Here is a 13,838-nt window from a genome sequence, read left to right as displayed (position 1 = left end):
CAATATCTTGCCGAATGCGAGAAATTCACGTGATGTGCTGGCTTGCTCAAATTCGCGGGGCAAGCCGAATATGGCCGCTTAGGCGCGGCGATCTGAGTATGAATTTCTATCTAAAGCGGCTGCGTTTCGGGTTCGCATCAGTGCCGAAAGCTGAATTCTACTGCTTGCCAATTGCCTGTACGAAGCCACTGGTCTCTTCCACAAGTCCAGCGAGCTTGCCCGCAGAGGTCTTGGATGAATTAGATAGTTCCTCGACAAGGCCAGAGACGGCATCAGTGTCGCGGTTGATGTTAGCGACAAGCTCACCAATGCTGACTGCACCTTGAGCGGTTTCATCGACGGCATCGGTGATCTTGGAAAATGCGCCAAGCTCTCGGTTCAAGGAATCGAGCAGACTGTCGCTCGCCGCACGCAGCCGGCTTGTCGTCTCGACCATTGCGCCACTGGAGTGGCCACTTTGCTTGGTTGAGTTTTGAATAGCGTTGATCCGCGCAGAAACACTGTCAGTTGCTTTCGCGGTTTGATTGGCAAGGTTCTTCACCTCTTGCGCCACCACGGCAAAGCCCGCGCCTGATGAACCTGCTCGCGCCGCTTCAATGCTGGCATTGAGCGCCAGGATGTTGGTTTGGTCAGCGATTTCCGAGATCGTCTTTACGACCTCTTCGATTGCGGCCACTTCATTGGCCACTTCGGCATTGTCATTTGCTGTGCGTTCGGCCTGTTCGACCGCCTCGACCAGCAGGTTCTTTCCGTCAGTCAGGCCAGAGGTCACGTTGTTCAATGTGTGTAGCAGGTCACCAGCAGACTTCGCCGCATCCTGCATCGCTTGTGCGGATTGCTCAGAAATGGCTGCGGCTTCGGTTGTGTCATTGCGCAGACCAGAGATTTTATCATTTGCCGCCACTGCCGCGGCATTTACTGTTTCTGATGCTTTGAGCGAGATGTCGATTTTGTCTGCCAGGCCTGACACGAAATCACTACCTTTTTGGTCGATCAATTCCTGTGAGTAGCGCAGTTGCAGTTCTGTTCGGATCGAGGCGATCATCTCGAATTCGAGCAAGATGACCCTGTTCACAAATAACAGGTCTTCGAAAATCTCGGCCGGGTTGTCGGTGCTGTCCCACAGGCGGTGTATCAAACCTTGATTATAACCGGACATGTACCGGTTCATGTCGTTTTCGTTGTCGACAAGCCAACTCGACAAAGCGACGTTAGACAATGCCTTCATCCAATAATCTTCACGCGTGGCTGTGAAGATCGCCAAGAACAATTGGGTTGTAATCTCGCCCAATTGTTCGCGGGTTACAGGCGCGCCCTGCAGCATTGATGCGGACTCCACATAGCCATCGCGTGTATTCGCGAAGCAATGCTCTCTCGTCCAATCTGTGATCATCGTTTCGTGGCGTGACCAAAAGTCATTCAACTTTGGACGCAACTCTCCGTCACCAAAGATCGCATCAACGCGATTTTGATAGCTTTCAGAGCTCATTCTAAACTTGCTTGCAAAGATTCTTTTGCGTCGCTCATAACACTCCACTCCATCCACCGTGTGTCGTAGCCAAGTATGCTTAAAGAGAATTTAATGGGTCGAATTGTGTCGGCATCATTCAGGTGTGGCGTTTGCCTCCACATCCATATTCGCATCGAATGGCCGGGGAAGGGCGCATTGAACGTGCTTGACATAGCCCGTTCGAGCATAGAACATTTAAGGAACATATCGCGCGTCCCCGGCTCTTTTTTGAAAGGGCTGGATTCATCTCTCTTTAGTCCCCAATTGGTGTGCCATGTCCCTCACGAAAATCTCAGTTCGCGGTGCCAGAGAGCACAACCTCAAAGGCGTTGATATTGATCTGCCGCGTGATGCGCTGATCGTGGTCACCGGGCTGTCTGGGTCGGGTAAGAGCTCGCTCGCCTTTGATACGATCTATGCTGAGGGTCAGCGGCGCTATGTTGAGAGCCTGTCGGCCTATGCGCGCCAATTCCTTGAGATGATGCAGAAACCCGATGTTGAGCATATCGACGGGCTTTCTCCAGCGATCAGCATTGAGCAGAAGACGACCAGCCGCAATCCGCGATCAACCGTTGCGACGGTTACCGAGATTTATGACTATATGCGTTTGCTGTGGGCCAGGGTGGGCGTGCCGTATTCACCGGCCACCGGCAAACCGATCAGCGCGCAAACCGTCAGCCAGATGGTCGACCGGGTGATGGAATTGCCAGAGGGCACGCGCGCCTATCTGCTCGCGCCGGTGGTGCGCGGGCGCAAGGGCGAATACCGCAAGGAACTGGCCGAATGGCAAAAGGCGGGTTTCACCCGTGTACGGATCGATGGAGAACTCTATCCGATCGAAGAAGCGCCAGCGATCGACAAGAAGTTCAAGCACGACATTGAAGTCGTGGTTGATCGGATCGCGGTCAAACCAGGCATGGAAACGCGCCTGGCCGATAGTTTTGAAACCGCTCTGAAACTGGCTGAGGGGCTGGCCTATGTGGATCTGGCAGATGGTGTGGTGCCGGGGCGCGAGGATGAGGAGCAGGGCGGCGGCGCAATGAAGGGTGCTGGCATCCCCGCCAATCGCATTGTCTTCTCAGAAAAATTCGCTTGCCCGGTCAGCGGCTTCACCATTGAAGAAATTGAGCCGCGCCTGTTCTCGTTCAACGCGCCTCAGGGCGCCTGCGCGACCTGTGATGGTCTGGGCGAGAAACAATTGTTCGACCCGCAATTGGTGGTTCCCAATGAAGGGCTGACGTTGAAACAGGGCGCGGTTGCGCCGTGGGCGAAGAGCAATCCGCCATCCCCTTACTATCTGCAGGTGCTGGCCAGTCTGGCAAAGGCGTATGATTTCGACCTGACGACGCCGTGGCGCGATCTGGAGCCTGATCAGCAACTGATCATTCTGCAAGGCACCGGCGGAATGCCGGTCGAGCTGACCTTTAAGGATGGGCGCAAGGAATACACCGTGCGCAAGCCATTTGAGGGCGTGGTCGGCAATCTCAATCGTCGCCTGTTGCAAACCGACAGCGCGTGGATGCGCGAGGAACTGTCGAAATTTCAGACCGCGCAGCCGTGCGAGAGCTGCGGCGGCAAACGCCTCAATGAAAAAGCGCTGGCGGTGAAGGTCGCGGACACAGACATCGCCGACCCGGTGAAGATGAGTGTTTCAGATGCGAAGGAGTGGTTCCTGGCACTCGACGAGAAGCTGACCGATCAGCAATCGCAGATCGCCAAGGCTATCCTGAAAGAGATCAACGAGCGGCTGGGTTTCCTCGACAATGTAGGGCTCGATTACCTCAACCTCGATCGGACCAGCGGCACTTTGTCAGGCGGGGAAAGCCAGCGCATCCGGCTAGCCAGCCAGATCGGCAGCGGCCTGTCCGGCGTGCTTTATGTACTCGACGAGCCGAGCATTGGCCTGCACCAGCGCGACAATGACCGGTTGCTGGAGACGCTGAAGCGCCTGCGCGATCTCGGCAATACGGTGATCGTGGTGGAGCATGATGAAGACGCGATCCGGCAAGCGGACCATGTCGTCGATCTGGGGCCCGGCGCGGGTGTGCGCGGCGGCGAAGTGGTGGCGCAGGGTACGCTGAAACAGATCATGAAGTCGAAGAAGTCGCTGACCGCGGACTATCTTACCGGGCGGCGTGAGATTGCTGTCCCGGCAAAGCGGCGGCCCGGCAATGGGCACAGCATCACGGTGCGCGGCGCGAGTGCGAACAACCTCAAAGATGTGACCGCCAGCATCCCGCTCGGCACATTCACCTGCATCACCGGGGTTTCTGGCTCAGGCAAATCGACCTTCACCATCGACACGCTCTACGCCTCCGCCGCCCGCGTGCTGAATGGCGCGCGCGTGATCGCGGGCAAGCACGACAAAATCGAGGGTCTCGAATATTGCGACAAGGTGATCGAGATCGACCAATCGCCGATTGGCCGCACCCCGCGCAGCAACCCTGCGACCTACACCGGCGCCTTCACCAATATCCGTGATTGGTTCGCCGGCCTGCCAGAGGCGAAGGCGCGCGGGTACAAGCCGGGCCGCTTCAGCTTTAACGTGAAGGGCGGGCGCTGCGAACAATGCACCGGCGACGGCCTGATCAAGATTGAAATGCACTTCCTACCCGACGTCTACGTCACTTGTGAGGAATGCGGCGGCAAACGCTACAACCGCGAGACGCTGGAGGTGAAGTTCAAGGGCCTCTCCATCGCCGATGTGCTGGACATGACGGTTGAGGATGCGGAGGGTTTCTTCAAGGCGGTCCCGCCGATCCGGGACAAGATGCGGATGCTGAACGAGGTCGGTCTTGGCTATGTGAAGGTCGGCCAGCAGGCGACGACATTGTCGGGCGGCGAGGCGCAGCGGGTGAAGCTGGCGAAGGAGCTGTCCAAACGCAGCACCGGGCAGACGCTCTATATCCTGGATGAGCCGACCACGGGCCTGCACTTTGAGGATGTGCGCAAGCTGCTGGAGGTGCTGCACCGCCTGGTTGAGCAGGGCAATTCTGTGGTCGTGATTGAGCACAATCTTGATGTTATCAAGACGGCTGACTGGATCGTTGATCTCGGGCCGGAAGGCGGGGTGCGCGGCGGCGAGATTGTGGCCGCGGGTACGCCGGAGGATGTGGCGCAGGAACCGCGCAGCTTCACCGGCGGGTACTTGAAGAACATGCTGGGCAAGGGTCCGACGAAAGTGGCACCCAAATCCGGGGAAAAACCGGCTGCAAAACCTGCCAGTAAGACCACGAAAACCCCGAAGAAAAAGGCGAAAGCTGGATCGTAGGCGCCCTCGCGGGCAGACCCTCAACATCAGCCGCCGCGCTGCCCAGATTCGCTGTATTGCCATGCGGCGCGCGCTGTGTAGGATGCGCCGCGCCGGCGACACGGCGTATCACTTACAATAATTGAGGGGTCTCTATGCCATTCACTACCAAAGCATTCGCGCTACCCGTTGTTCTAACCGGGGGCCTTTTGCTATCTGCCTGCGGGTCGATGGATAAAGAGCCGATGTACGAAGAGTTTGCGAAAACCTGCACCTCGTCCTTCGTATCCGAAGGCGGACCTGCGGAAATGGCTCAGCCGTTTTGCGATTGCTCGCTTGAGAAGGTGAAAGAGCAAGATATGGGCCCGATGGATATGCTCGATCAGGAAAAGATGACTGCTTTGGGAGAAGCCTGCGCAGAGGAAATCTTCACCGAGATTGAAGCGGGCGCGGAAGAACCCGCTGCGGAGTAAACCCGCACGCGTGATGCTCCGTTTGGAGCTGCGCCTAGAGGTTTAGGATTTTGAGAGACGCGCTCTTCCTAAGGGGAGGGCGCGTTTTTTGTTGGGTTAGGAATCGTTGTCGGCGGTTATTCCGAGTGCGAGTTGCATGAAAATCTCGTCGGCGCCCCAAGCCTGAGCTGCCGAAAATGCCAATTGCCTATTTTCCTTTGATGTTAGTTCGCGTGGCGCCTTGTAACCAATATCGTGACTTGTCTCCGACCAAGCGTGCTGAAAAAGGGTCTTGATTTGCAGTTCGAAGAACTCTGGTGCCCTATCTTCCGATCCTTCTGGAATGACGTCATCAGGCAATTTGAGCACAAAGTGTTCGCCAAAATATCCAAATTCCATGTCGGAGTCAGGTTTCTTTTCAACCCACTCTACCGCATGAAAATAGTCTTCGATAGCAGACTTAATCTTGGGAATGTCGCTCAGGTAAAGCACATTGATCCGCGCCCCAATCTGATCTTGAATCTGAATGAGGGGATTGTCGTACTTAAACTGGCCATTGCTTTGCTTTTTGAGAGCTTTGTCCACGAACCTATCGGGAGATTTTGCGCGAGTTGAGATAACGTCAACGCGCTCTGTGCCTGCTAAAAGAGCCCTCAGATATTCTGCGAGATTTGCGGCGACAGGCTTTAAGACTTCGGCGTGCAATTTCTCATAGGAATGTGCAATGTTATCCGTCATTCTTAGGTCACTTTTTAGTCATCTTTTGATCCGAAATTTTACCTTCAGTAGAGTAGCGAACTATACCACCAGCCTCTTCCTCCACGTCAAAGACTTGATTAAAATCAGCACTCGGAGCTTTCAAAATCGCACCATTTTGAAGCTCAACTGACCTGTATGGTACTCGTCGGCTAAACTCCGCTGCATCAAAGGTGAACACTTTTGACGTTAGCGACGGCTTTTTGAGTTGATGGCGAATAGTATCACTGGCCAGACTACTTAGGCCAAAGTGATTGCAAAACTGATCGATAGAAATGGGTTTTCCGCTAAGCGCTGCCGGAGCCAATGAGACGGCTGAAGCGATCTCTTCTTTCACGGATAAATTGGACGTTTCTTTGACTGCCTTCTTCAATGCGTCAGCCAAGCGAAGGGTGCCAGCTTTGGGAGTTTCAGAGAAGTCTGCTGTCAAAAAGTCATTCAACCAATAGCCAGAGATATTTTCAGGCGCGCCACCAGCTTGCCTATCTGTCGCGAAACCCGACCAGTACTCGTTAGGTGGATCATCACTTTCAAGCAAAATAGCTTTGTAGGCTGACATTTGCCTGATGAAGACTTGCTCAAGGAAAGCCACACTGAGGCTACCGTCGTTAATCTCGGCTAGGATTCCTTCGTTCGCAGGAAAACGGGAAATGACAGTTCGGAATTTGGTGCCGTGCTGTCCTGTCATCAGAAACGTAAGGCCCATGCCTGAACGCTTGTCAGTGACCTTCTGTAGGCGTGTAGCAATAGCCTTTGCGGTTTGAAGCGAACCCGTACCTTGGTGAGCGATTATCAAATCGCGACAATCATTCTGTTGCGAGCCGGAGTTGTTTTTTCGGAAGGTAATCTCAAAGTCACGTTGATCTGGTTTGGCGTGAAAAATATTGGCGAGAAGTTGAATTAAATTACCTGAGTCATCTAGAGATTTTCCAGATAGAGTCGGTTGTTTTTGTATTCCTTTCCCTGGGTGAACAAGGAAAGTGTGAATTGTGAGAGAAGTCATGCGATCCCCGTATCGATTGCCTCTTATTTGAGAGATATTTGAAACTTTCAAGTGCTTTATACTTTAAGTTCATGAGTAAAATTTCCTCAACGTTTCGTAGAGTGAAATTTCATCGTGCGTTATGAGAACGTTTTTTGTTCTTATGATAACATCCGTCCTGACCGGAATAGTAGGCTGTCCTACACACCAAAGTTCCTATAACTGGTCCTGTTCCCTTGAACTGAAACTCAAAGGCGAACGACCATGGCCCAAAGCCCAACATTCCCCGCGCGCGGTCCCTATGATGCGCGCCGCAAGCTCCCCCAAAGCCCCTATCCCACGCGCCCCGGAGACCCTGGATCGGCTGAGCACGCGCGCAGCTGGCTCGCGCATGTCGAGGCTGGGCGAATAGGGGGAGGGTGATTGTTTGTTGTTCCGCACGCCATCCGGCGTGCGATATCCTCGCAGCTTGCGATCAAAGATCGTGCTGCTGCGGGCGGCCACAGGGGCCTTGCGGCGCTGCGCGCCGTGCTCCGCGACCAAGCCAGAAACGTACCGGGTTGAAGCTTTTTATTTGTTTGGACCCTCAAACGCCGGGCGCAGCGCATCCGCACTGCTTGGCTTTCCTCGCATTAGCTCGGGCGGGCGTGCGCCCTTGCGGTCCGCTGGTCGCGGACCGGACCAGCGATCTTGTACCAAGACTCTTGGTGCTACCCCGCGATCTCGCACCAAGAACCTTGGAACTACCTCATCGACCTCGCGCCAGGAACCTTGGTCCCACGCAATTGGCTTGGAATGGTTCGCGAGCCGAAGGCGAGTGCAAGGGCGCACGCCCGCCCGCAGCGACGCGACCTTTAGGTCGCATGAGCGAGGAAAGCCAAGCGGGCCGGATGGCCCGCGCCCGGCGCTTGAGGGCGTTAAAAAAGGAATCACAAATCACCATGACCCAACTCCTCCCCGTTCCATCCGTCCCGCCCGCGCTGACCCCGGCGCGGCGTGCGGCCTTCCTCGAAAACCTGCAACTCTATGGCAATGTGCGGCTTGCATGCCGGGCCGCTTCGCTCAGCCCGCAGACCGCTTACCGTGCGCGTCAGGCAGAGCCGCGCTTTATGACCGAATGGGACGCGGCACTTGTCGTCGCTCGCACCCATGTCGAGGCGATCCTGGCCGACCGCGCGATCAGCGGGGTGACCGAAAAAGTGTTCTATCACGGCGAGGAAGTGGCGACCCGCACCCGTTATGACAGCCGCCTGCTGCTGGCGCATCTCGCTCGGCTTGACCGATTGGCGGAGCGCATCGAGCAGAAAGAAGCGGAAGAGGCGCGGCTAAGAGCACAAAGCCAAACGCGAAGCACATACGGCTGCGACCAGCACCAATCGCGAGCCGCAGGCGAGTGCAAGGGCGCACGCCCGCCCGCAGCGACGCGACCTTTAGGTCGCATGAGCGAGGAAATCGCGAGCGCGGATGCGCTTGCGGAACAACAAAAAACTCAAAACAACTCCTCCCCCTTAAATCCCCCGATACCCGAGCTGGAACAGCGACTGATGGCGATGGAGGCGGAGCGGCCCCTCACCGTGCGGGCCGTGCATCAGTTCGACGATCCGGGCGAGGCGGAGGCGGCGCAATTGTGCGCTTTTGAGGCGGGGATGGATAGGTGGTGGGCCGTGGCCTGCACGCAGGACTTGCCAGAGCATATCGTGGAGGGCGCTATGACCGAATATTCCGATCAATCGGGGGATGAATGACGCGCATGGTTTTTGCCCCTGGACTGTGTTCCATGTGTTCCAAGCGAGGCGGGCATGCGGCGAGTTGAGGCGCAGTGAGTGGAGGGCGCGCTAATGCGGCCACTGGCTCTCGACGATGTCCTTGGCTTCCCTGAGGCCCAGGCCGGTGTGCTTGCGCACGAGCTTGATCGCCTCGATCTTGCGCCCTCTTGCGAAGGCCGCGCGGATCTTGGGATGATCGCTGAGGTCTATGGCGCCAGATGGCGGTGTGATTGCCGGGTTGGCCTGCGGCGGCGTGAGCGGGCGGGGCGTGTGGGTGTGGTTGGCAAAGCTGGAGGCGTCGCGGCGTTGCTGCTCGATCATGTCGCCGCCCGTGCGCCTCAACACGATGACGGCAAGGATGAAGCCTGTGACAATGCCTGCGGCGAACAGGAGTATGCTCTCCATCAGCGGGCAACCAGCTCCAGATTGACGCGGGCATGGCCTCTGCTGATCATGCCGATCCGCTCGGCCGCTGCGCGCGAGAGGTCGATGACGCGGCCTTTCACGAATGGGCCGCGATCGTTGATACGCACCGTGACGGCGCGGCCATTGCGCGGGTTGGTGACGCGAACCATGCTGCCAAAGGGCAGGGTCTTATGGGCGGCGGTCATGGCGCGCATGTTGAAGCGTTCGCCATTGGCGGTGAGGCGGCCGTTGAAGCGGCGGCCATAGTAGGATGCGATCCCGCTGCCGAGATTGCGGATGCTGCGCGGCTCTGGCGGCTTAGGCTCTGCGGGTGGTTCAAAGCTGGTGAGGTCGACGGCGCCGGGGGCGACGGTAATGGGACTGGGCGCGGTGTTGTAGGGGGCGAACTGCGCGCCAAACGAGGCTGCGGATAGGGATGCTGCTTGAGGTTGCGGGGACGCGGGAGAGGCGCTGTCTTGCTGAGCAAGCGTGCTGGAGGGAACGGATGCGAACAGGAGCGTGGCCGTGGCTACGCCAACGCCGCTTGCGCAAACTCGCTTTCCTACCCCTCTCATAATGCGCATAGTTTAGGCGAGAATCGGGTGAGAGCACAATTGCGCGAGGCTCTGATTGCCCGGTTTGATGCCCGTTCTGACGCGACTTGTGGCTGGGACTTGCCCGGTCAATGTGCTCTTGTCGGGCGAGGATGGGGATGGCTCTTTGACATCCGAGCTTTGGGGAGCTTTTCAGATTGAGCTGATCAGGCAGGTGTCGAGCAGCCCTAGGCGAAAATCAGGCGTGCAAAGCAAATGGGGCAGGCATTGCTGCCGACCCCACTCTTACCGCCGCGTGGTCAACTTGCTTGGCGAACCTCGCAAGATGCACTTGGCATCCAGTTTCTGGCCTCCGCACGATGTACGGCGGGCTTTTCACCAGTGCTCGCACCGGCATCCAGCTTCACTTGCAAGCAGTCTCTGCATCCCTGAACCGAAGTTCCTGTTTGCATCCTCTGCTCCTCGGGCGGAGCTGAGACCATCAATCTGTATTGCCTTCGATCTCAAACAGCCGATCCGGGTCTAACCCTTTTCGCCCTCAATCGCCGACCAAATTGGTGGCCATCCGATGGGTCTGCTTCGCGATCTCCTCAAACGATCCAGTCTGGGTTTGGCCGAGGCCTTTGCCGCACTGTCTCTCAAAGTTCGCGTGGACAATCACCACCGCGTCGATCGTTACAAAAAGCTCTTAAACACAGCGCCTTGCGGCCCTCTCTTCAATCTCTTTTCTGCCCTTTCGATGTTTAGAAGCTGCGCCCAAAAACCGAGTCGCGCAAGTGTTGCAAACCCGACTTATCCACTTTTGCCCAGATCACTTGTGGAGGAGGGTGGATAAGTCAGCGGTTCGTCGCAATCATGAATTGAGCGCTGCAAAATATGCCCGTTTTCGCGATCAGCGACCGCCTCTGCGGCCTCTTTGAGCGAGCAGCTTGAGTCGCAGCGCGTTCAATTTGATGAAGCCTTCCGCGTCCTGCTGATCGTATGCACCCGCATCGTCTTCAAATGTGACGACGTCTTCGCTGTAGAGATTGTAGTCCACATCGGCGCGCTAAGCCCACGACCTGGGCATTGCCTTTGTAAAGCTTGAGACGAACATCCCCAGTTACACCGGTCTGGCTGTGATCAATCGCGGCCTGCAGCATCTCACGCTCTGGCGCGAACCAAAAGCCGTTGTAGATCAGCTCTGCATAGCGTGGCATCAACTCGTCCTTAAGGTGAGCAGCGCCGCGATCCAGCGTCAGTTGCTCAATGCCTCGGTGCGCGCGGGCATAGATCTCACCGCCCGGAGTTTCGTACATGCCGCGCGACTTCATGCCTACAAAGCGGTTCTCAACCAGATCAAGTCGACCAATGCCGTGCTTGCGGCCAAGATTGTTGAGTGCGGTCAGCAGCGCAGCCGGGCTCATCGCCTCGCCATTTAGCGCAACGCCGTCACCGGATTCAAAAGCGATAGTGATGTATTCTGGCTCGTCCGGCGCGTCCTCAGGATTGACCGTGCGAGAGTAGACGTAATCAGGCGTCTCTTCCCACGGATCCTCGAGCACTTTGCCTTCAGATGAAGTGTGCAGCAGGTTTGCGTCGGTGGAGAAGGGACTTTCACCGCGCTTATCCTTTGGCACGTCAATCTGATGCGCTTCAGCCCAAGTGATCAGCGCGGTGCGGCTAGTGAGGTCCCATTCGCGCCAGGGGGCGATAACTTGAATGTCGGGGTTCAACGCATAGGCAGAAAGCTCAAAGCGCACTTGGTCGTTGCCCTTGCCGGTTGCGCCGTGGGCGATGGCGTCTGCGCCAGTTTCCGCAGCGATCTCTACCAAACGCTTTGAGATCAGTGGGCGGGCGATCGAAGTGCCGAGCAGATAGTCGCCTTCATAGCGGGCATTGGCGCGCATCATCGGGAAGATGAAATCGCGCACGAATTCCTCGCGCAGATCTTCGATGAAGATGTGTTTGTCCGGGATGCCCATCGCGCGTGCTTTTGTCCGAGCAGGCTCAATCTCTTCGCCTTGGCCGAGATCAGCGGTGAAGGTGACCACCTCAAGTCCGCGCTCAACCTCCAGCCATTTGGCAATCACAGAAGTATCAAGACCGCCTGAATAAGCGAGAACTACACGTTTGATATCGGACATTGTCACACCTTCATCTCGGCGCCGCGCGCCTTAGTCATTTCGTCAAGGGGCCGCTAACAGGGGAGGGGATGCGGAGCAATGCTTGTGAGCGGTGATGCACGCTTCACGGACAGGCCAAAGCTTGTGAAAGGCATGGTTGATCACAATATCTGTGCCTCAACCGGGTCAGAGGGATCACGATTATGGACGGGGAAACCGCGCAGAAGGCGAAAAAGAGCCTGTGGGGACAAGCGCGCGAATTGGCGCAATTGGCACCGCCAGAACGCAACCGATGGGTCGATTTCCTGCGGGCGGTTTCAATTCTCGCCGTGGTGTTTGGTCATTGGCTGATGGCCGGGCTTTACGTTGATGAGGTTGGTGCGCTGCAACGCGGTGATTTGATTGAAACCTCGCCGTGGACGCATTGGCTAACATGGGCTTTCCAGGTGATGCCGGTCTTCTTCCTTGTGGGCGGATATTCCAATTCGGTGAGTTGGGAGGGGACCTTGCGCAAAGCGAGACCTGGGCAGAAGGGAATATACCGCGATTGGTTGGCGAGCCGTGTCCAGCGTTTGATTGCGCCTACGTTCCCTGTGCTGCTTGTTTGGGCAGTGATCGCGGTGGCTTTGACACAGGTCGGTTTTGACCGCGCGCAGATACGCATGGCTACGGAAGCTGCACTGATCCCGGTGTGGTTTCTGGCGGTCTATCTGCTGGTGACGGCCTGTACGCCGCTGGCCGTGAAAGCGTGGAAACGCTGGGGATGGGCGAGTTTTGCGATATATATTCCCATCACCGCGTTGGTTGATTGGTTGAGGTTTGAGCACGGTGTACCGTACATCAGCTTCACCAATTTCCTCTGGGTGTTCCTTGCGATCCACCAGCTGGGTTTGGCGTGGCGCGATGCGAAGTTTGACAATCGCCTCTTTGCCTTTGGCTGGTTTGCGGCCGGGCTAGGCGTGTTGATTTCGATCACGGTCTATGGGTTTTACCCTGTGTCGATGGTCTCTGCGCCTGATGGGTTTTCAAATTCGCTGCCGCCGACCTTTGCATTGTTGGCGCTTGGCGTGGTGCAGGTAGGGCTTGTCCTTGGATTGGAGCCACTGGGGCGCCGGATGCTGGACAAGATCGGGATCTGGACTGCGACGGTGTTGATGAACGGTATGATTATGACCGTTTTCTTGTGGCACCTCACCGCTTTTGTATTGGTGATGACTTTTTCGTGGATTGCGCTTGGCGGGATTGGACTGGATAGCGTTCCCGGTACCGGTGAATGGTGGGCAACACGGCCGTTGTGGCTCGGCATTTATATCGTTGCACTTTTGCCCTTCATCGCGGTGTTCGCACGGCATGAACGCAGCTTTGGCCCCATCAGAGGCGGGCGCACGGTGCCGCGCGCGCGCGTGGTGGCCGGTGTTGTTCTGATCTGCGTCGGACTGGGCGCAACCGCCGGGATCAGCATTGCTAGTCCTGAAGGAATAACAGGCGTTCGGATCTGGGTGGTGGCGCTGCCATTTGTCGGTGCGGCTTTGCTCGGCTTTGGCCCGGCATATCGTCCGAGATCGCGCGATACAGCCTAAGCCGGGACGTCTCTTGGGTTCACTCCAGGTTCAAGGGATCGGGAGCAGACCTATCGCATAAGGTCGCACAGACACGCAGTGAATTGGTCAAAATGGGCTGACGACTGCTATCAGAGGCTGCCGCCGCTTAAGGGATACTTCCCGAGGGGGCGGCGGTTTGGGGAAGTGCTATGCGACTTTGGCTCTATGGTTTGGCGACTGCGATCGCAAGTATCTCGGCCCTGCTGCTGGCGATTACCCCTGCACCCTCTCAGAAATTACAGGCCCGTGCCGGCGGTGCTGCTCAGCTCACCGCAATGCTACAAGGCGGCAGCTATAATGCCGTTAACTGCCACAATGTTCGCACCTTCTGCCGTGCGGACGTTTCGCGCTGCGATAGTAATGAGCGCGAACGGCAGACATGGCGTACGCAATGCCTTGCCCGGCACAAGACGCGCTATGATGAGTGCGTGAGCACTAAGGCTCCGTTGAGAGGTCA

At 56.9% G+C, this 13,838-nt stretch carries 10 protein-coding genes and 1 pseudogene; 5 read left to right on the top strand and 6 right to left on the bottom strand.

Features of this window, described 5'->3' with window-relative positions; translation table 11 throughout:
- Positions 1 to 157 precede the first annotated feature (157 nt).
- Complete coding sequence (locus tag AC0V6Z_RS13450) at positions 158 to 1,489, bottom strand: methyl-accepting chemotaxis protein (RefSeq protein ID WP_472638949.1); 1,332 nt, start codon at positions 1,487 to 1,489, stop codon at positions 158 to 160.
- A gap of 295 nt (positions 1,490 to 1,784) precedes the next feature.
- On the opposite strand from AC0V6Z_RS13450, the gene uvrA reads away from it, so the two are divergent.
- Both uvrA and AC0V6Z_RS13440 read left to right on the top strand, forming a co-directional pair.
- Complete coding sequence (uvrA, locus tag AC0V6Z_RS13445) at positions 1,785 to 4,781, top strand: excinuclease ABC subunit UvrA (RefSeq protein ID WP_472638948.1); 2,997 nt, start codon at positions 1,785 to 1,787, stop codon at positions 4,779 to 4,781.
- A 134-nt stretch (positions 4,782 to 4,915) separates the two neighbouring features.
- Positions 4,916 to 5,233 (top strand): hypothetical protein, encoded by a 318-nt coding sequence (locus AC0V6Z_RS13440; protein ID WP_472638947.1) that lies wholly within the window; start codon positions 4,916 to 4,918, stop codon positions 5,231 to 5,233.
- A gap of 96 nt (positions 5,234 to 5,329) precedes the next feature.
- Here the strand turns inward: AC0V6Z_RS13440 and AC0V6Z_RS13435 are convergent, their stop codons facing one another.
- Together AC0V6Z_RS13435 and AC0V6Z_RS13430 are read right to left on the bottom strand one after the other, a co-directional pair.
- Positions 5,330 to 5,950 carry a GTP pyrophosphokinase gene (locus tag AC0V6Z_RS13435; RefSeq protein WP_472638946.1) on the bottom strand — a complete coding sequence of 207 codons (621 nt, stop codon included), beginning with the start codon at positions 5,948 to 5,950 and terminating at the stop codon, positions 5,330 to 5,332.
- 7 nt (positions 5,951 to 5,957) lie between these two features.
- Positions 5,958 to 6,971, bottom strand: a complete 1,014-nt coding sequence (locus AC0V6Z_RS13430) for a hypothetical protein (RefSeq protein ID WP_472638945.1) — start codon at positions 6,969 to 6,971, stop codon at positions 5,958 to 5,960.
- 243 nt (positions 6,972 to 7,214) lie between these two features.
- On the opposite strand from AC0V6Z_RS13430, the gene AC0V6Z_RS13425 reads away from it, so the two are divergent.
- Positions 7,215 to 7,373 carry a hypothetical protein gene (locus AC0V6Z_RS13425; RefSeq protein WP_472638944.1) on the top strand — a complete coding sequence of 53 codons (159 nt, stop codon included), beginning with the start codon at positions 7,215 to 7,217 and terminating at the stop codon, positions 7,371 to 7,373.
- Between the two features lie 518 nt (positions 7,374 to 7,891).
- Positions 7,892 to 8,695, top strand: coding sequence for a hypothetical protein (locus AC0V6Z_RS13420; protein ID WP_472638943.1), 804 nt, complete (start codon positions 7,892 to 7,894; stop codon positions 8,693 to 8,695).
- A 90-nt stretch (positions 8,696 to 8,785) separates the two neighbouring features.
- Here the strand turns inward: AC0V6Z_RS13420 and AC0V6Z_RS13415 are convergent, their stop codons facing one another.
- From AC0V6Z_RS13415 to AC0V6Z_RS13405, 3 genes and pseudogenes are all read right to left on the bottom strand, one after another.
- Positions 8,786 to 9,121: a ribosomal protein L7/L12 gene (locus AC0V6Z_RS13415; protein WP_472638942.1), complete on the bottom strand. Its 336-nt coding sequence runs from the start codon at positions 9,119 to 9,121 to the stop codon at positions 8,786 to 8,788.
- Complete coding sequence (locus tag AC0V6Z_RS13410; RefSeq protein ID WP_472638941.1) at positions 9,121 to 9,696, bottom strand: septal ring lytic transglycosylase RlpA family protein; 576 nt, start codon at positions 9,694 to 9,696, stop codon at positions 9,121 to 9,123. Before AC0V6Z_RS13410 ends, AC0V6Z_RS13415 begins: the two co-directional genes overlap by 1 nt.
- Before the next feature lie 871 nt (positions 9,697 to 10,567).
- Positions 10,568 to 11,801: pseudogene (locus tag AC0V6Z_RS13405) on the bottom strand (argininosuccinate synthase).
- A gap of 182 nt (positions 11,802 to 11,983) precedes the next feature.
- Here AC0V6Z_RS13405 and AC0V6Z_RS13400 point away from each other — a divergent pair.
- Positions 11,984 to 13,360, top strand: coding sequence for an acyltransferase family protein (locus AC0V6Z_RS13400; RefSeq protein WP_472638940.1), 1,377 nt, complete (start codon positions 11,984 to 11,986; stop codon positions 13,358 to 13,360).
- The last annotated feature ends 478 nt before the right edge of the window (positions 13,361 to 13,838 follow it).

The organism is Erythrobacter sp. SN6-5 (genome assembly GCF_057364945.1).
Note: the sequence above shows the minus strand (reverse complement) of the source record. Positions and strands in the feature narration are given on the sequence as shown.